Origin of the sequence: Pseudomonas sp. FP597, assembly GCF_030687435.1 — a bacterium.
GTDB lineage: Bacteria > Pseudomonadota > Gammaproteobacteria > Pseudomonadales > Pseudomonadaceae > Aquipseudomonas > Aquipseudomonas lactucae.
Map to the genome: position 1 here is coordinate 1495340 of NZ_CP117432.1, position 17312 is coordinate 1512651.

The following is a 17312-nucleotide window of genomic DNA, read 5'->3' on the forward strand; positions in this document are numbered from 1 at the left end:
CGGCCTGCGCCGAACGGCGCGCATCCTACACCGGCCTTTCCCTGACCGTACAGCAAGCAGAGAAAAACCGGACATTGGGCAGCGAAAGTACATCTAAGTTCTTAACTTGTAGCTTAAAACTTGTCGCCGCGTAGCCCATAATGCGCGCCGGTTTTTGGGGTAATGGTCATGAGTACAGAAGATACGCGGTTTGCAGGCGTCGCCCGCTTGTATGGCATTGAAGGCCTGGAACGCTTGAAAGCGGCCCATGTGGCGATCGTCGGCGTCGGCGGCGTTGGCTCCTGGGCGGCGGAAGCCATGGCGCGCTGCGGCGTGGGCGAGATTTCGCTGTTTGACCTGGACGATGTCTGCGTCAGCAACAGCAACCGCCAGTTGCATGCCCTGGACAGCACCGTGGGCAAGCCCAAGGTCGAGGTGATGGCCGAACGCCTGCGGGGCATCAACCCGGATTGCACAGTGCATGCAGTGGCGGATTTCGTGACCCGCGACACCATGGCCGAGTACATCACTGCGAATATCGACTGCGTGATTGACTGTATCGACGCGGTCAACGCCAAGGCCGCGCTGATTGCCTGGTGCAAGCGCCGCAAGATCCAGATCATCACCACCGGCGGTGCCGGCGGACAGATCGACCCCACATTGATCCAGGTGTGCGACCTGAACCGCACCTTCAACGACCCGCTGGCCTCGAAAGTGCGTTCCACGTTGCGTCGCGACTACGGTTTCTCGCGCACCGTGACCCGTCATTACAGCGTGCCGTGCGTTTTTTCCACCGAACAGCTGCGCTATCCCAAGCCGGACGGCAGCATCTGTTTGCAGAAGAGTTTTGTCGGCGACGGGGTGAAGCTCGACTGTGCCGGTGGGTTTGGCGCGGTGATGATGGTCACCGCGACCTTTGGCATGGTGGCGGCGACCAAGGCGGTGGACAAGATTGTGGCTGGGGTGCGCCGGCCTTCAGAGCGGGTCAAACCCGCCTGAATTTCAGCACCTCCCACATTTAGATTTGTGTACGGCTCAACTCGCGCATGCGCTGCAGGACTGCGTTCAAGCCGTTGCTTCTGGACGGCGACAGCTGGCGCGAAAGCCCCAGTTGATTGAACCAGTCAGGCAAGTCGACCGCTTGCAGCTCAGCCGCCGACAACCCATTGACTCGCGCCAGCAACAACGCCACCAACCCTCGAATCATCCGCGCATCGCTGCTGGCAGCAAACTGCCAACGGCCTTCCAGCAGGCGGCCGACCAGCCACACCAGGCTCTCGCAGCCCTGTACCAGGTTGGCCTCGATCTTATCCTCGTCCGCCAACACCGGCAGGCGCTCTCCCCACTGCATCAGCAGGCGGGCGCGTTGCTCCCAACCGCCAACCGTCTGGAAGGTGTGCAGCGCAGTCACTGCGTCTGTCGGCAGGCTCATCGCAGCATATCCAGCGTGTGATCCAGCGCGTCAAAGAACCGCTCCACATCGGCTGAGTCGTTGTACAGGGCCAGCGATACGCGTATCGCCCCGGAGAGGTTCATCTGCTTGAGCAGTGGCATCGCGCAATGATGGCCGGCGCGCACGGCAATGCCTTGGTCCGCCAGCAGGTAGGCGAGGTCGGCATTGTGCAGGTTCTCGACGGTGAAGCTCACCAGCGCCACTTGCGGCGAGCCCAGCACCCGCAGGCCATTGCGTGCTCTTAGCCCGCGCAGCAGGTAGTCATGCAGCGCTGCCTCATGGGCGATTACCGCCTGCTGATCCAGCGAACTCAGGTAATCCAGGCTGGCGCCCAAACCGATCACACCGGCAATCGGTGGGGTACCGGCCTCGAAGCCCAGCGGCGCAGGGCGGAAGCTCGCGCTGTGGTAGTCGGCCTGTTGCACCATCTCGCCGCCGAACTGCCAGTGGCGCAGGTGGTGCAGGGCTTCGTTGCGGCCATACAGCACGCCGACGCCGTCCGGCCCGTAGAGCTTGTGGCTGGAAAATACATAAAAGTCGCAGCCCAGCGCCTGCACATCGTGGCGGCCATGGACGATGCCTTGGGCACCATCGATCACGCTCAGCGCGCCATGGGCCTTGGCCAGGGCGAGTAAGGCCTCCAGGGGTTGCCAGGTGCCGAGGACATTGGAGAGTTGGCTCACCGCCAGCAGCCGTGTGCGCGAGCCGATCAATTCGGCGGCCGCATTCAGGTCGATCACGCCGTCATCGTCCAGCGGCAATACCACCAGTTTCAGCGCATGACGTTTGGCCAGTTGCTGCCAGGGCAGCAGGTTGGCGTGGTGTTCCAGGGCGCTGATGACAATCTCATCGCCCGCATTGAATAGATGCTCAAGGCCATAAGCCAAGAGGTTCAGCGCTGACGTCGCGCCGTGGGTAAACACGATCTGCCCCGTGTCGCCTGCATTCAACCACTGCGCAGCCTTGCTGCGGCTGTCCTCGAAGGCTTGGGTCGCATGCGCCCCCGGCAAATGCTGGGCCCGGTGCACATTGGCTGCGCCATTGGCGTAGTAATGACTGATGGCATCCAGCAGGACCTGGGGTTTTTGCGTGGTGGCGGCGTTGTCCAGATAGGTCTGGTCTTGCCGTTGCAGGGTGGCGATGGCCGGAAAGTCGGCGCGCCAGGGGGAGGGCACAAGCATGGTGGTCAAGACTCGTATGAACGGGCCGTCCCCTGAAGGCGCGGCCCGTTAGTGGCATCGAGTGGCTGCTTAGTTGTGAGCGTGCAGCGCTTCGTTCAGTTCGATGGCCGATTTGTGGGTTTTGCATTCCACGGCACCGGTCTCGGAGTTGCGGCGGAACAGCAGGTCCGGCTGGCCGGCCAGTTCACGCGCCTTGACCACCTTGACCAGTTGGTTCTTCTCGTCCAGCAGTGCGACCTTGGTGCCGGCGGTGACGTACAGGCCCGACTCCACGGTGTTGCGGTCGCCCAGCGGAATACCGATACCGGCGTTGGCGCCGATCAGGCAGCCTTCGCCGACCTTGATCACGATGTTGCCGCCGCCCGACAGGGTGCCCATGGTGGAGCAACCGCCGCCCAGGTCCGAGCCCTTGCCGACGAATACGCCCGCCGATACACGACCTTCGATCATGCCCGGGCCTTCGGTGCCAGCGTTGAAATTGACGAAACCTTCGTGCATCACGGTGGTGCCTTCGCCCACATAGGCGCCCAGGCGCAGACGGGCGGCATCAGCGATACGCACGCCGGCCGGCACCACGTAGTCGGTCATTTTCGGGAACTTGTCCACCGAAAACACTTCCAGCAGGTCGCCACGCAGGCGTGCTTCCAGCTGGCGTTCGGCCAGTTCATTGATGTCGATCGCGCCCTGGCTGGTCCAGGCCACGTTCGGCAACTGCGGGAACACACCGGCCAGGCTCAGGCCGTGCGGCTTGACCAGGCGATGCGACAGCAGGTGCAGCTTGAGGTAGGCCTCGGGCGTGGAGGTCAGCGCGGCGTCTTCGGCCAGCAGGGTGGCGACCAGCGGCGTGTGGCTTTCGGCCAGGCGGCTCAGCAGGGCGGCCTGGGCTGCGTCGACGCCTTTGAGCGCGTCGGCCATTTGCAGCGCTTGAGTCACGGTGAAGGTGATGGCCTGGTTGCCTTCGGCGTAACCCAGGATGGGTGCGATAGCCGCGACGATTTCAGCCGGTGGGTTGAGCAACGGTTGTGCGTAAAACACTTCCAGCCAAGCACCTTGGCGGTTCTGAGTGCCGACGCCGAAGCCCAGGCTGAACAGGGAATGGGACATGCTGTTACCTCTACAAAAATGGGGAAGGGCTGGCCTACTTGAGGGCCGCCGAATAAGTATCTGGCTTGAAGCCAATCAGGGTTCTGTCACCGAGATCAAGCACCGGGCGCTTGATCATCGAAGGTTGTGCGAGCATCAATTCAATGGCTTTCGACTGATCGAGATCGGCTTTGCGTTCGTCTTCGAGTTTGCGAAAGGTGGTGCCCGCACGGTTCAAAACCACCTGCCAACCGTGCTCGTTGCACCATTGGGTCAAGTGTTCGCGGTCGATACCGGCCGTTTTGTAGTCATGGAACTCATAGTTCACCGCGTGCTCATCGAGCCAGGTGCGCGCCTTTTTCATGGTGTCGCAGGCTTTTATGCCGAAAAGGTGCAAGGTTTTGCTTGAAGCGGTCAAGGAATTGCCCCCTTTTGGACGGATGAAAACTAAAGGTTACGGATTATGCCACGACCAGCGGCTTTGGGTGCCGCTCCTCCTGCGCCGTGCGACTTTTGTGCAAAAGCCACCGCATGGCATCGCCGGGTAATATGGCTCGGTAATATGGCACTTCAACGACCAGTTGTTGCCTGATGTGTGTCTTTGCAAGTCGATTGTCCGAGAACCCCGCGTTATGCAAACCGCCTACACCGTTCTTATCCTGCTGATGCTGGTCAGCGTTTCGCGTCTGGTTGGGCGTGTGATTGCGCTTCCGTTGCCGCTGGTGCAGATTGCCGCCGGCGCGCTGCTGGCCTGGCCCACGCTTGGGCTGCATGTGGCGCTGGACCCGGAGTTGTTTCTGTTTCTGTTCCTGCCGCCGTTGCTGTTCTCCGACGGATGGCGCATGCCCAAGCGCGAGTTGTGGCGACTCAGAGGCCCGATCCTGACGTTGGCGGTGGGGCTGGTGCTGTTTACCGTGGTGGGGGCCGGTTACTTCATCCATTGGCTGTTGCCGACGATCCCCTTGCCGGTGGCTTTCGCGTTGGCCGCCGTGTTGTCGCCGACGGATGCCGTGGCGGTGTCGGCCATTTCCCAGAACCGTTTGCCCACCCCGCTGATGCACATGCTCCAGGGCGAAGCGTTGATGAATGACGCGTCGGGCCTGGTGACGTTCAAGTTCGCCTTGGTCGCGGCGTTGACCGGGGTGTTTTCCCTGGCGGATGCGAGCCTGACCTTCGTGCTGGTGGCGGTGGGTGGCCTGGCGGTCGGTGTGGCGTTGAGCTGGCTGGTCGGCCGCTTGCGCGCCTGGATGATCGCGCGCGGTTGGGACGACCCGGCGACCCATGTGGTGTTCATGTTACTGCTGCCGTTTGCTGCCTATGTGTTGGCTGAGCGTTTGGGTGCCTCGGGGATTTTGTCGGCGGTCGCTGCTGGGATGATGCAGAGCTGGCTCGACCTGCTGCCACGCCAGACCAGTACGCGCCTGCTCAATCGCAGTGTGTGGTCGTTGTTGGAGTTTGCCTTCAATGGCTTGATCTTCCTGCTGCTGGGCCTGCAATTGCCGGACATTATCAAGGCGGTGGTGAGCCATGAACCGACGCTTTGGCCAACGCTTTTCTATCGCTGCCTGGAGGTGGTCGCGATCTTCCTGGTACTGGTGGTGCTGCGGTTTATCTGGGTACAGAGTATCTGGAGGCTGTCGGGATTGTTGCGTCGCCTGCGTGGGAAAAGTGAGCTGACGCTGGTACCTACCGCCCGATCCTGTTGGCTCTTGACGGTCGGCGGGGTGCGCGGTGCGGTGACATTGGCGGGTGTGATGTCGGTGCCTTTGTTGCTGGCGCCTGGCAAAGACTTTCCTGAGCGCGATCTGCTGATCTTTATTGCGGCCGGCGTGATCCTGCTTTCACTGGTCTGCGCCTGCATTGCCTTGCCGTTGTTACTGCGCGGTCTCGAAAAGAGCCCCGATGAAAAGCGCCATAACGAAGTGCGCGAGGCGTGGAAAAAGACCGCCGTGGCAGCGATTCACGCGCTGGAGGTCGAAGAACCGGCTGAATCGGAAATGTCCGACGCCGCCCAGGCGGCATTGTCGACCGAACTCAAGGCGCGGCTGATGTCGGAGTATCGTCATCAGTTGGAGGTGTTCAACGATTCGGCCGAAGCCCAGGCACTGGCGCGGCAGATGGACCTGCTTGAGCGAAAACTGCGGCTGAAGGCCCTGCGCGCGCAACGGTTGGAGCTATATAGCTTGAGCCGTCATCACCAGATCGGTGATGACGTTTTGCGGGAGGTGCTGGCGGAGCTGGATATGAGTGAGGCGAACCTGGGGCCACTGAAATGACCCGGTTGCTTACCGGCGACGCTGAATAAAGTCCCGAATCCGCTCAGCCGCTTCGACGCACTCGGCCAGCGGCGCAACCAGCGCCAGGCGCACGCGACCGGCCCCCGGGTTAGCGCCATCCACCTCGCGCGACAGGTACGAGCCCGGCACGACGGTCACGTGCTCTTCCACGAACAAGTCGCGGCAAAAGGCGGTATCGTCGCCGTTCACATTTGGCCACAGGTAGAACCCGCCGTCGGGGTGTTGCACATCCAGCACCGGCTTAAGGATTGCCAGCACGGCGTCGAATTTCTCGCGGTACAGGTCGCGGTTGGCCTGTACGTGAGCTTCATCCTGCCACGCGGCAATGCTCGCCAGCTGGGTTTGCACCGGCATCGCACAGCCGTGGTAGGTGCGGTATAGCAGGAAGGCCTTGAGAATGTCCGCGTCGCCGGCCACGAACCCGGAGCGCAGCCCCGGGAGGTTGGAGCGCTTGGACAGGCTGTGGAACACCACGCAACGCTTGAAGTCCTGGCGACCCAGTTCGACGCAGGCGCTCAGCAGGCCCGGTGGCGGGGTTTGTTCATCGAAGTACAGTTCGCTGTAGCACTCGTCGGCGGCAATGACGAAATCGTATTCGTCGGCCAGGGCGATGAGTTTTTTCAGGGTCTCGACCGGGATCAGTGCGCCGGTCGGGTTGCCAGGGGAGCACAGGAACAGGATCTGGCAGCGTTTCCAGATGTCCGGCGAAACCGCATCGAAATCCGGGTTGAAGCCGTTTTCGTCCAGGCACGGCAGGTAGTGCGGCTTGGCCCCGGCCAGGAACGCGGCGCCTTCATAGATTTGGTAGAAGGGGTTCGGGCTGACTACCAGTGCATCGTCGTCACGGTTGACCACGGTCTGGGTGAAGGCGAACAGCGCTTCACGGGTGCCATTGACCGGCAGGATGTTGCGCGCCGGGTCCAGCCAGCCCTTGGGCACGTTGAAGCGGCGTTCGCACCAGGCACCGATAGCTTCGCGCAGGGCCGGGATGCCCAGGGTGGTGGGGTACACCGCCATCTGGTCGAGGTTGCTGCTCAGTGTCTCGGCCACGAAGGTTGGCGACGTGTGCTTGGGCTCGCCGATGGACAGCGCAATCGGGCGCTTGTCCGGGTTGGGTGTGACGCTGCCGAGCAGGGCACGCAGTTTCTCGAACGGGTAGGGCTGCAACTGGTTCAGGGCGTTGTTCATCGAAAGTCTCGTTCAAATTCGCTAGAAAGCATGCGGTCTGCTGGGTGTAGAAGAGCTCACAAACCGGGTATTCAAATAGTCAGGCGCGTCAGCTCAACGCCGGGTTCCTGGGTCACGCTCAACTGTTGCACGATCGCTTCCTGCAGGCGCAGGCACAGCTCCGGGTCGGACAGCGGCTGGTTATCGGCATCGGTGATGAAGAACACGTCTTCCACCCGTTCGCCCAAGGTTGCAATCTTGGCATTCTGCAACGACAGATCGAACTCCAGGAAGATCCCGCCAATGCGCGCCAGCAAGCCTGGACGGTCCGGGGCGCTGAGTTCCAGCACCGTGACCGGGCGCTGTGCATCGTTGGAAATGGTCACCTGGGGCGCAAAGGCAAAGTGCTTGAGCTGGCGCGGCACCCGGCGCTGGATGATGGTCGGGTAGTCATCCGGGTTGCGCAGCACTTCGGTGAGGCCTTCGCGGATCTTTTTCACCCGCGCCGGGTTGTCGCCGATGGACTCGCCTTCGGTGTCGAGCACAATGTAGGTGTCGAGGGTGAACTGGCTGCTGGACGTAATGACCCGAGCGTCATGGATGTTCAGGTTGAGCTGGTCCATGGCTGCCACCGTCACGGCGAAGAAGTCGTGCTGGTCGGGTGCATAGATGAAGATCTGCGTGCCGCCCTCGAACTCGCGCTGGGTGGTTTCCTTGATCAACACCAGCGGGCCGCCATCGGCCGGCTGTTGCAGGATTGCATCAGTGTGCCAGGCCACATCGCCGGCGGTGTGACGCAGGAAGTAATCGTCACCCAGCTGCGACCACAATTGCTCGACGTCGTCCGGGTCGTTGCCGCCGCGCACCAGAATATCCAGCGCCGCGCTTTGGGTGCGGCGGATCTGCTCTTCGCGGTCCACCGGGTTTTCCAGGCCGCGACGCAGGGCGCGCTTGGTCTCGGTATACAGCTGGCGCAAGAGGCTGGCGCGCCACGAGTTCCACAGCGTCGGGTTGGTGGCGTTGATGTCGGAGACGGTCAGCACGTACAGGTAGTCGAGGCGGGTTTCGTTGCCGACGATCTGCGCGAAGTCGTGGATCACCTGCGGGTCGGACAAGTCCTTGCGCTGGGCGGTGGTCGACATGACCAGGTGGTTCTGCACCAGCCAGACGATCAGGCGGCTGTCCCACTGCGGCAACTGGTGGCGCTGGCAGAACGCTTCGGCGTCGACCGCACCGACTTCCGAGTGGTCGCCATGCCGGCCCTTGCCGATGTCGTGGTACAGGCCGGCCAGGTAGATCAGCTCCGGCTTGGGCAGCTTGGCCATCAGCTTACTGGCCAGCGGAAATTTCTCCGACACCTGGGTGTATTGCAGCTTACGCAGATGTTTGATCAGGTTCAGCGTATGCGCGTCCACCGTATAAATGTGGAACAGGTCGTGCTGCATCTGCCCGACGATAAAGCCGAATTCCGGCAGATAACGCCCGAGGATGCCGTAGCGGTTCATGCGGCGCAGGTTGCGGTGGATGCCGATCTTGCACTTGAACAGCTCGATAAACAGGCTGGTGTTGCGAATATCGTTGCGAAAATCATCGTCGATCAGGTGACGGTTTTCCCGCAGCAGGCGAATAGTGTCGGCGCGCACGCCTTTGATTTCCGGCTGCTGGGCCATCAACACGAAGATTTCCAGCATGGCGAACGGGGTGCGGCGGAACACGTTGTCGTTGCGCGCCTCGATATAGCCGTCGTGCAGCTGGAAGCGCGCATTGATCGGCTGCGGCGGCGCTTCGTCTTCGGGGGCCAGGATCACTTCTTCGAAGTGCTGGATGATCAGGTCGCTGAGCTGGGCGATGCTCATGACCACTCGGTAGTACTGCTGCATAAAGCTTTCGATGCTGGTCTTGGCGTCCTCGCTTTCGAAACCCAGCAGGGTCGCGATGGAGCGCTGATGATCGAACAGCAGGCGGTCTTCGGAGCGCCCGGCGAGCATGTGCAGGGCGTAGCGCACCTTCCACAGGAATTCCTGGGACGAGGCCAGCAAGGCGTTTTCGCTCTCCACCAAAAAGCCTTCGCCGGCCAGGGCGCGCAGGTTCAGGGTGCCGTACTGGCGACGGGCGACCCACAAAATCGTCTGGATGTCGCGCAGCCCGCCCGGCGAGCCTTTGACGTTGGGTTCCAGGTTGTATTCGGTGTCGTTGTATTTGTGATGCCGGGTCTTCTGCTCGGCGCGCTTGGCCAGGAAGAAATCCTTGCTGGGCCACATGTGCGCTGTGCTGGTGACCTCGATCATGCGCTGGCGCAGGCGTTCGGGGCCGCAGATGGTGCGGCTTTCCATCAGGTTGGTGACGACCGTCAAGTCGGCGCGGGCTTCTTCGGCGCATTCATCGACCGAGCGCACGCTCTGGCCGACTTCCAGGCCGATGTCCCACAGCAGCGTCAGAAAGCGCTCGATGGAATCGCGAAAGATCTCATGATCGGCGCTGTCCAGCAGGATCAGCAGGTCGATGTCGGAATAGGGGTGCAGTTCGCCCCGGCCGTAGCCGCCGACCGCCACCAGGGCGATATCGGCGTCTTCGCTCCAACTGAACTGTTCCCAGGCCTTTTGCAGGATGTTGTCGACGAACCAGGCACGGTCTTCGATCAGCCGGCGAATGTCCCGGCCACTGCGAAAGCGCTCATCGAGCACCTCGCGGGCTTGGCGGATGGCCTTCTTGAAAGCGGCGATGGGGCTCGCCTTCAGGGCCAGTTCGGCCTGGAACTGGCCACGGTCGAAGAGTTCGGGATCCACCTGGGGCATCGATCGGCTTTCCTTTCTATCTATCAGTCAGTCACAACACGCTGCGGGAAAACCTGGGCAATCCGTCAGGCTGAAACGCGAGGGATCGTGTCATCGGCGCGCAGGGTGAAGATCTCGTAGCCGGTCTCGGTGACCAGCAGGGTGTGTTCCCATTGAGCCGAGAGCTTGCGGTCCTTGGTGATGGCGGTCCAGCCGTCGCCCAGCACCTTGGTGTCGGCCTTGCCCTGGTTGATCATCGGCTCGATGGTAAAGGTCATGCCTGCCTTGAGTTCCATGCCGGTGCCGGCGCGGCCATAGTGCAGAATCTGTGGTTCTTCGTGGAATACGGTGCCGATGCCGTGGCCGCAGAAATCGCGCACCACCGAGAAACCGTTCTTTTCGGCGTGCTTCTGGATCACTTCGCCGATATCGCCCAGGCGGCAGCCGGGTTTGACGATCTCGATGGCCTTGTACATGCACTCCTGGGTCACCTGGGACAGGCGCTCGGCCCAGACCGGCACGTTGCCGACGTGGAACATGCGGCTGGTGTCGCCGAAGTAGCGGTCCTTGATCACGGTGACGTCGATGTTCAGGGTGTCGCCATCCTTCAACGGCTTGTCGCCCGGAATGCCGTGGCAGACCACGTGGTTGACCGAGGTGCAGATCGACTTGGGGAAGCCCTTGTAGTTGAGCGGGGCAGGGATAGCCTTCTGCACGTTGACGATGTAGTCGTGGCAGATCTGGTTCAGTTCTTCGGTGGTGACGCCGGGCTTGACGTGTTCGGCGATCATTTCCAGCACGTCGGCAGCCAGTTTGCCGGCAATGCGCATGCCGGCGATGTCTTCGGCGGTTTTCAAACTAACGGTCATACAGGCTCTCTCTAGCGCGACGCGCTGAAATCAATACGGTTTACGGGCGTGCGACAAAAGGCTGCGGAATTCGCACAAGCCACAAAAAACGCGATTCTACCAGACGCGGACGGTAAACCATGAGCCCCTGACGATCGCTTCTCTCTATAGGGTGGGGTTAAATCCGCTCTATTCAAAGGGTTGCGTAGAGGTCGCGCACGTCAGATGTGATTGCGTGTTTCGTTTTCGCCCTTCGTGTGGTATAAAATGCGCCGCTTTCCGGGGATGCCCCGAAAAGCTTAAATCCACACACGTGTCGACACGATGACCTGGGTGCCGGAGGCCTTGATGCCGCTGGTTGGTCATTGGGATACGTGGAGGCCAAACCCGACTTATTAAGGAACTATCATGTCCCAAGTCAACATGCGCGATATGCTGAAGGCCGGTGTGCACTTCGGTCACCAGACCCGTTACTGGAACCCGAAAATGGGTAAATACATTTTCGGCGCGCGTAACAAGATCCACATTATCAACCTTGAAAAAACCCTGCCAATGTTCAACGAAGCTCTGACTTTCGTAGAGCGCCTGGCCCAGGGCAAAAACAAGATTCTGTTCGTCGGCACCAAGCGTTCCGCTGGCAAGATCGTTGCTGAAGAAGCAGCACGTTGCGGTTCGCCGTACGTCGATCACCGCTGGTTGGGCGGCATGCTGACCAACTTCAAAACCATCCGTGCTTCCATCAAGCGTCTGCGTGACCTTGAAGTGCAAGCCGAAGACGGTACTTTCGCCAAGCTGACCAAGAAAGAAGCGCTGATGCGCTCCCGTGACCTGGAAAAGCTCGATCGTTCCCTGGGTGGTATCAAGGACATGGGCGGTCTGCCTGACGCACTGTTCGTTATCGACGTTGATCACGAGCGCATCGCGATCACCGAAGCCAACAAGCTGGGCATCCCTGTTATCGGCGTAGTCGATACCAACAGCAGCCCGGAAGGCGTTGACTACATCATCCCAGGCAACGATGACGCAATCCGCGCTATCCAGCTGTACATGGGTTCGATGGCTGACGCTGTAATCCGTGGTCGCAACCACGTTGCTGGTGGTACCGAGCAGTTCGCTGAAGAAGCTCCGGTAGCCGCCGCTGAGTAATTGACGCCCTGGCGTTGACTCAGTAAGCAAAAAGGGGGCTTGGCCCCCTTTTTGCCACCTCGAAAACCGTTTGTCGGCAGCGCAGCTACATCATCTGTAACGTGCAGCAGCCTACAACGGAGATTCGGGAAGAATTGATCCCCCGTTCGATCGGGTGGAATGGTTGAAAACCTATCCAAGAGGAATTTGAAAATGGCAGCAATTACTGCAGCGTTGGTTAAAGAACTGCGTGAGCGTACCGGCGAAGGCATGATGGATTGCAAGAAAGCCCTGGAAAAGGCTGACGGCGACATCGAAAAAGCCATTGATGACATGCGTGCTTCCGGCGCCATCAAGGCTGCCAAGAAAGCAGGCAACGTGGCTGCTGAAGGCGCTATCGCTCTGAAAGAAGACGGCAAATCTGCTGTTCTGCTGGAAGTGAACTCCCAGACCGACTTCCTGGCTCTGCAGGACGACTTCAAGGCATTTGTTGCTGCCAGCGTTGAAAAAGCGTTCGCCGACAAACTGACTGACGCCGCTCCGCTGATCGCCGCTCAAGAAGCTGATCGCCTGGTACTGGTCGGCAAGGTTGGCGAAAACGTCAACATCCGTCGCCTGGTACGCGTTGAAGGTGATGTGGTGGGTGGTTACCTGCACGGCAACAAGATCGGTGTTGCAGTTGTCCTGAAAGGCGGCAACGTTGAACTGGCCAAGGACATCGCTATGCACGTAGCGGCCAGCAACCCTGAGTTCCTGCTGCCTTCGGAAGTTTCTGCCGAAGCCATCGAGCGTGAAAAAGCGGTGTTCCTGCAGCTGAACGAAGAAAAAATCAAAGGCAAGCCAGAAAACATTGTTGAGAACATGGTCAAGGGCCGTATCAGCAAGTTCCTGGCCGAAGCAAGCCTGGTTGAGCAGGCGTTCGTCAAGAACCCTGAAATCAAGGTTGGCGAGCTGGCCAAGAAAGCCGGTGCTGAAATCGTTTCCTTCACCTACTTCAAAGTAGGCGACGGCATCGAGAAGCCGGTCGACAACTTCGCTGAAGAAGTTGCTGCCCAGCTGGCTGCCGCCAAGCAATAAGACGGTTTTCAACTGTCGCCCGAAAGAGGCTGCCCGCTCACGCGCGCAGCCTCTTTTCAAATGGGAAGGCCGATTTTATTTGGATTCCCTTCGGAACTGGCTTACAAAGCCGTGTTCCGATGGCGCTGTGATAGCGTCCAGCTAGAGTGAACGCAAGCCGTAAACGGCTCGCCAAGAATTTTTAAAATACGCCGCAGGAGAGATTCGCAATGGCTCAGCAGGGCAGTGGTTATCAGGCTCGCTATAAACGCATTCTACTCAAGCTCAGCGGCGAGGCTCTGATGGGCTCGGAAGAGTTCGGGATCGATCCCAAGGTGCTCGACCGCATGGCGCTGGAAGTCGGCCAGTTGGTCGGTATCGGCGTACAAGTCGGCCTGGTGATCGGTGGCGGCAACCTGTTCCGCGGCGCGGCACTGAGTGCGGCCGGCATGGATCGGGTCACCGGCGACCACATGGGCATGCTGGCCACTGTGATGAACGCTTTGGCGATGCGCGACGCCCTGGAGCGTGCCAATATCTCGGCTATCGTGATGTCGGCTATTTCCATGGTCGGCGTGACCGATCACTATGATCGCCGCAAAGCCATGCGCCACTTGAACGCCAAAGAGGTGGTGATCTTCGCCGCCGGCACCGGCAACCCGTTCTTCACCACTGACTCCGCCGCGTGCCTGCGTGCCATCGAAATCGATGCCGACGTGGTGCTCAAGGCGACCAAGGTGGATGGTGTGTACACCGCAGACCCATTCAAAGACCCGCATGCCGAGAAGTTCGATCATCTGACTTACGATGAAGTGCTGGATCGCAAGCTGGGGGTCATGGACCTGACGGCTATTTGCCTGTGCCGCGACCACAAGATGCCGCTGCGCGTATTTAACATGAACAAGCCCGGCGCCCTGCTGAATATCGTACATGGCGGCGCGGAAGGGACTCTGATCGAGGAAGGCCAACAATGATCAATGACATCAAGAAAGACGCCCAAGCGCGTATGCAGAAATCCCTGGAGTCTCTGAGCCACGCATTCGGCCAGATTCGTACCGGCAAGGCGCACCCAAGCATCCTGGGCAGCGTGATGGTGCCTTACTACGGCACCGACACTCCACTGAGCGGCGTGGCCAACGTGACCGTTAAGGATTCGCGCACCCTGCAGGTCGTGGCCTTCGAGCGCAACATGCTCGCCGCTGTCGACAAAGCCATTCAGAGCGCCGGCTTGAACCTCAATCCGACCAACCTGGGCGAATTGCTGCTGATTTCCATGCCGGCCTTGACCGAAGAAACCCGCAAGGGCTTCACCAAGCAGGCGCGCAGTGCAGCGGAAGATGCGCGTGTTGCCGTGCGTAACATCCGTCGCGATGCATTGGGTGACCTGAAGAAGCTGGTCAAGGACAAGGAAATCAGTGAAGACGAAGAGCGTCGTGCCGTGGCCGATATCGATAAGCTGACCAAGGACGCCGAGGCCCAGATCACCAAGGCCACGGAAGAAAAAGAAAAGGACCTGATGGCCGTATAAGGAGTCAGGACACCTTCATGGACAAGACCAAGCAGACTGTGCCCTCAGTGGTGCCGCGCCATGTCGCGATCATCATGGATGGGAATAATCGCTGGGCGAAAAAACGCTTTATGCCGGGTGTCGCCGGGCATAAAGCGGGTGTCGATGCGGTACGGGCGGTGATCGAGGTGTGCGCCGAGGCCAAGGTCGAGGTGCTGACCCTGTTTGCGTTCTCCAGTGAGAACTGGCAACGGCCGGCCGACGAAGTCACGGCCTTGATGGATCTGTTCTTCAAGGCGCTGCGTCGTGAGGCCAAGCGCCTGAACGACAACAAGATCAGTCTGCGCATCATCGGTGATCGCTCGCGGTTCCATCCGGAGTTGCAGGCGGCCATGCGTGAAGCCGAGGCCATTACGGCCGGCGCCGACCGTTTTGTGTTGCAGATTGCAGCCAACTACGGCGGCCAGTGGGATATCGCCCAGGCTGCGCAGCGCCTGGCCCGCGAAGTGCAGGCCGGTCATCTGCGCCCTGACGACATCACGCCCGAACTGTTGCAGACCTGTCTGGTAACCGGCGACCTGCCGTTGCCGGACTTATGTATCCGTACCGGCGGCGAACATCGCATCAGCAATTTTCTCTTGTGGCAGCTGGCCTACACCGAGCTGTACTTCTCCGACCTGTTCTGGCCGGACTTCAAACACGATGCCATGCGCACTGCGCTGGCTGATTTCGCTTCCCGTCAGCGTCGTTTCGGTAAAACGAGCGAGCAGATCGAAGCTGGAGCCCGGGTTTAAATGCTTAAACAACGAATCATCACCGCACTGATCCTGTTGCCGATTGCCTTGTGTGGGTTTTTCCTGCTCGAGGGTTCCGGCTTTGCGCTGTTTATCGGCCTGGTTGTCACCCTGGGTGCCTGGGAATGGGCGCGTCTTGCCGGTTTTGCTGCGCAGTTGCCGCGCATAGCGTATGCCGCGGTCGTGGCTGTGTTGCTGTTCCTGATGTATACCCTGTCGAGCATCGTCGTGCCTTGGGTGTTGGGCGCTGCGGTGTTGTGGTGGGCGCTTGCGACCTGCCTGGTGTTGACGTACCCGCGCACCAGCGGGCAATGGTCCAGTGTGGCCAGCAAGTTGGTGATCGGTTTGTTGATTCTGTTACCCGCCTGGCAAGGGTTGGTGGAAATCAAGAATTCACCGATGGGCAACTGGCTGATCATGGCCGTGATGGTGCTGGTGTGGGGCGCCGATATCGGGGCCTACTTTTCTGGTCGGGCATTCGGCAAGCGCAAGCTGGCGCCGGCGGTCAGTCCCGGTAAAAGCTGGGAGGGCGTGTATGGTGGTCTCGCCTTGACCTTGCTGATCACCCTGGTGGTGGGTGTAGTGCGTGGTTGGTCGGTAAAGGAAATTTTCCTGGCATTGGTGGGCACGGCCATCGTCGTCTTCATCTCGGTCGTGGGTGACCTCACCGAAAGCATGTTCAAGCGCCAGGCCGGGATCAAGGACAGCAGCAACCTGCTGCCGGGTCACGGTGGAGTGCTGGACCGTATCGATAGCCTCACCGCTGCCATTCCAATCTTCGCCGTCCTGTTGTGGATGTCCGCTTCGTGAGCCGCCTGCAACAGGTGACGGTATTGGGTGCGACGGGCTCGGTAGGGCTGAGCACCCTGGATGTGATCGCTCGACATCCTGATCGCTATCAAGTGTTTGCCCTGACCGGCTTCACCCGCCTGAGCGAGCTTCTGGCGCTGTGCGAGCGTCATGCGCCGCGCTTTGCTGTTGTGCCTGAAGAGGCTGCGGCGCGGGGGCTGCAGGACGATCTGCGGGCTGCCGGGCTTGCCACGCGGGTGTTGGTAGGGGAGGCGGGGTTGTGCCAAGTGTCGGCCGACGCCGAGGTGGATACGGTGGTCGCTGCAATCGTCGGCGCAGCCGGCCTGCGCCCGACCCTGGCAGCCGTCGATGCGGGCAAGAAAATCCTGCTGGCCAATAAAGAAGCCCTGGTGATGAGCGGTGCGCTGTTTATGCAGGCTGTGCGCAAAAGCGGCGCGGTCCTGTTGCCTCTCGACAGCGAACACAACGCCATCTTCCAGTGCATGCCCGGTGACTTCGCGCGCGGCTTGAGCCAAGTGGGCGTACGGCGAATTCTGCTGACCGCGTCCGGGGGGCCGTTTCGCCAAACCCCACTGGCGGAGTTGGAGCATGTATCGCCTGATCAGGCGTGTGCGCACCCTAACTGGTCCATGGGCCGCAAAATCTCGGTCGACTCGGCCAGCATGATGAACAAGGGCCTGGAGCTGATCGAGGCGTGCTGGCTGTTCGATGCGCGACCTGACCAGGTCGAGGTGGTGATACACCCACAAAGTGTGATTCATTCCCTGGTCGACTACGTGGACGGTTCGGTATTGGCTCAGTTGGGCAATCCCGACATGCGCACGCCGATCGCCAACGCGCTGGCCTGGCCGGAGCGGATTGATTCGGGTGTGGCACCATTGGACCTGTTTGCCATTGCGCGCCTGGATTTCCAGGCGCCGGACGAGCAGCGTTTTCCTTGCCTGCGCTTGGCCAAAGAGGCTGCACAGGCGGGTAACAGTGCACCGGCGATGCTCAATGCGGCCAACGAAGTGGCGGTGGCGGCGTTTCTCGAACGGCGCATCCGCTTTCCGCAGATCGCGAGTATCATCGAGGACGTCCTGAGCATTGAGCCCGTGGTGGCTGTGAATGATCTGGACGCGGTATTCGAGGCGGACACCAAGGCTCGGGCGTTGGCCAGAGACTGGCTGGGCCGCAACGCGCGTTAGTCTGTGAGCGTCTGAGCCTTCGGGCAGTGGTTTGGAATGCGGAGAAATTAG

Annotated in this window: 16 protein-coding genes; 9 read left to right on the forward strand and 7 right to left on the reverse strand. The window is 60.5% G+C overall.

Annotated features, from left to right (window positions below; genetic code table 11):
• Positions 1–168: 168 nt before the first annotated feature.
• The gene (gene tcdA, locus PSH66_RS06855) at positions 169–978 is read left to right on the forward strand and encodes a tRNA cyclic N6-threonylcarbamoyladenosine(37) synthase TcdA (protein WP_003172252.1); all 810 of its coding nucleotides are present in this window, start codon (positions 169–171) and stop codon (positions 976–978) included.
• A 19-nt stretch (positions 979–997) separates the two neighbouring features.
• Here tcdA and PSH66_RS06860 read toward each other — a convergent pair whose 3' ends face one another.
• The 4 genes from PSH66_RS06860 to PSH66_RS06875 all read right to left on the reverse strand — a co-directional run bounded on the left by PSH66_RS06860 (position 998) and on the right by PSH66_RS06875 (position 4060).
• On the reverse strand, positions 998–1411 hold the full coding sequence (locus PSH66_RS06860) for a SufE family protein (protein WP_003172253.1): 414 nt from the start codon (positions 1409–1411) through the stop codon (positions 998–1000).
• Positions 1408–2613 carry an aminotransferase class V-fold PLP-dependent enzyme gene (locus PSH66_RS06865; protein WP_305428619.1) on the reverse strand — a complete coding sequence of 402 codons (1206 nt, stop codon included), beginning with the start codon at positions 2611–2613 and terminating at the stop codon, positions 1408–1410. Before PSH66_RS06865 ends, PSH66_RS06860 begins: the two co-directional genes overlap by 4 nt.
• A 69-nt stretch (positions 2614–2682) precedes the next feature.
• Positions 2683–3717, reverse strand: coding sequence for a 2,3,4,5-tetrahydropyridine-2,6-dicarboxylate N-succinyltransferase (gene dapD / locus PSH66_RS06870; RefSeq protein ID WP_078823513.1), 1035 nt, complete (start codon positions 3715–3717; stop codon positions 2683–2685).
• Positions 3718–3751: 34 nt separating this feature from the next.
• Positions 3752–4060: an arsenate reductase gene (locus PSH66_RS06875; protein ID WP_232291318.1), complete on the reverse strand. Its 309-nt coding sequence runs from the start codon at positions 4058–4060 to the stop codon at positions 3752–3754.
• A gap of 268 nt (positions 4061–4328) precedes the next feature.
• Here PSH66_RS06875 and PSH66_RS06880 point away from each other — a divergent pair, with 268 nt between their 5' ends.
• Positions 4329–5972, forward strand: coding sequence for a Na+/H+ antiporter (locus PSH66_RS06880; RefSeq protein WP_141064271.1), 1644 nt, complete (start codon positions 4329–4331; stop codon positions 5970–5972).
• A 9-nt stretch (positions 5973–5981) separates the two neighbouring features.
• Here the strand turns inward: PSH66_RS06880 and dapC are convergent, their stop codons facing one another.
• The 3 genes from dapC to map all read right to left on the reverse strand — a co-directional run bounded on the left by dapC (position 5982) and on the right by map (position 10803).
• Positions 5982–7181: a succinyldiaminopimelate transaminase gene (gene dapC, locus PSH66_RS06885; protein ID WP_305428620.1), complete on the reverse strand. Its 1200-nt coding sequence runs from the start codon at positions 7179–7181 to the stop codon at positions 5982–5984.
• Between the two features lie 71 nt (positions 7182–7252).
• The gene (locus PSH66_RS06890; RefSeq protein WP_305428621.1) at positions 7253–9955 is read right to left on the reverse strand and encodes a [protein-PII] uridylyltransferase; all 2703 of its coding nucleotides are present in this window, start codon (positions 9953–9955) and stop codon (positions 7253–7255) included.
• A gap of 65 nt (positions 9956–10020) precedes the next feature.
• Complete coding sequence (map, locus tag PSH66_RS06895; RefSeq protein ID WP_003172262.1) at positions 10021–10803, reverse strand: type I methionyl aminopeptidase; 783 nt, start codon at positions 10801–10803, stop codon at positions 10021–10023.
• Positions 10804–11190: 387 nt separating this feature from the next.
• Here map and rpsB point away from each other — a divergent pair, with 387 nt between their 5' ends.
• From rpsB to ispC, 7 genes are all read left to right on the forward strand, one after another.
• Positions 11191–11928, forward strand: a complete 738-nt coding sequence (gene rpsB, locus PSH66_RS06900; RefSeq protein WP_003172263.1) for a 30S ribosomal protein S2 — start codon at positions 11191–11193, stop codon at positions 11926–11928.
• Between the two features lie 192 nt (positions 11929–12120).
• Positions 12121–12984: a translation elongation factor Ts gene (gene tsf / locus PSH66_RS06905; RefSeq protein WP_003172264.1), complete on the forward strand. Its 864-nt coding sequence runs from the start codon at positions 12121–12123 to the stop codon at positions 12982–12984.
• Between the two features lie 209 nt (positions 12985–13193).
• Positions 13194–13937 (forward strand): UMP kinase, encoded by a 744-nt coding sequence (gene pyrH, locus PSH66_RS06910; RefSeq protein WP_003172271.1) that lies wholly within the window; start codon positions 13194–13196, stop codon positions 13935–13937.
• The gene (frr, locus tag PSH66_RS06915) at positions 13934–14491 is read left to right on the forward strand and encodes a ribosome recycling factor (RefSeq protein WP_003172273.1); all 558 of its coding nucleotides are present in this window, start codon (positions 13934–13936) and stop codon (positions 14489–14491) included. The genes pyrH and frr overlap by 4 nt, the downstream gene beginning before the upstream one ends.
• Positions 14492–14508: 17 nt before the next feature.
• Entirely contained in the window at positions 14509–15264 is a 756-nt protein-coding gene (gene uppS / locus PSH66_RS06920; protein ID WP_003172274.1) for a polyprenyl diphosphate synthase, read from the forward strand.
• On the forward strand, positions 15265–16074 hold the full coding sequence (locus PSH66_RS06925; protein ID WP_003172275.1) for a phosphatidate cytidylyltransferase: 810 nt from the start codon (positions 15265–15267) through the stop codon (positions 16072–16074). It abuts the gene before it with no gap.
• Complete coding sequence (ispC, locus tag PSH66_RS06930) at positions 16071–17261, forward strand: 1-deoxy-D-xylulose-5-phosphate reductoisomerase (RefSeq protein WP_305428622.1); 1191 nt, start codon at positions 16071–16073, stop codon at positions 17259–17261. The genes PSH66_RS06925 and ispC overlap by 4 nt, the downstream gene beginning before the upstream one ends.
• Positions 17262–17312: the final 51 nt, after the last annotated feature.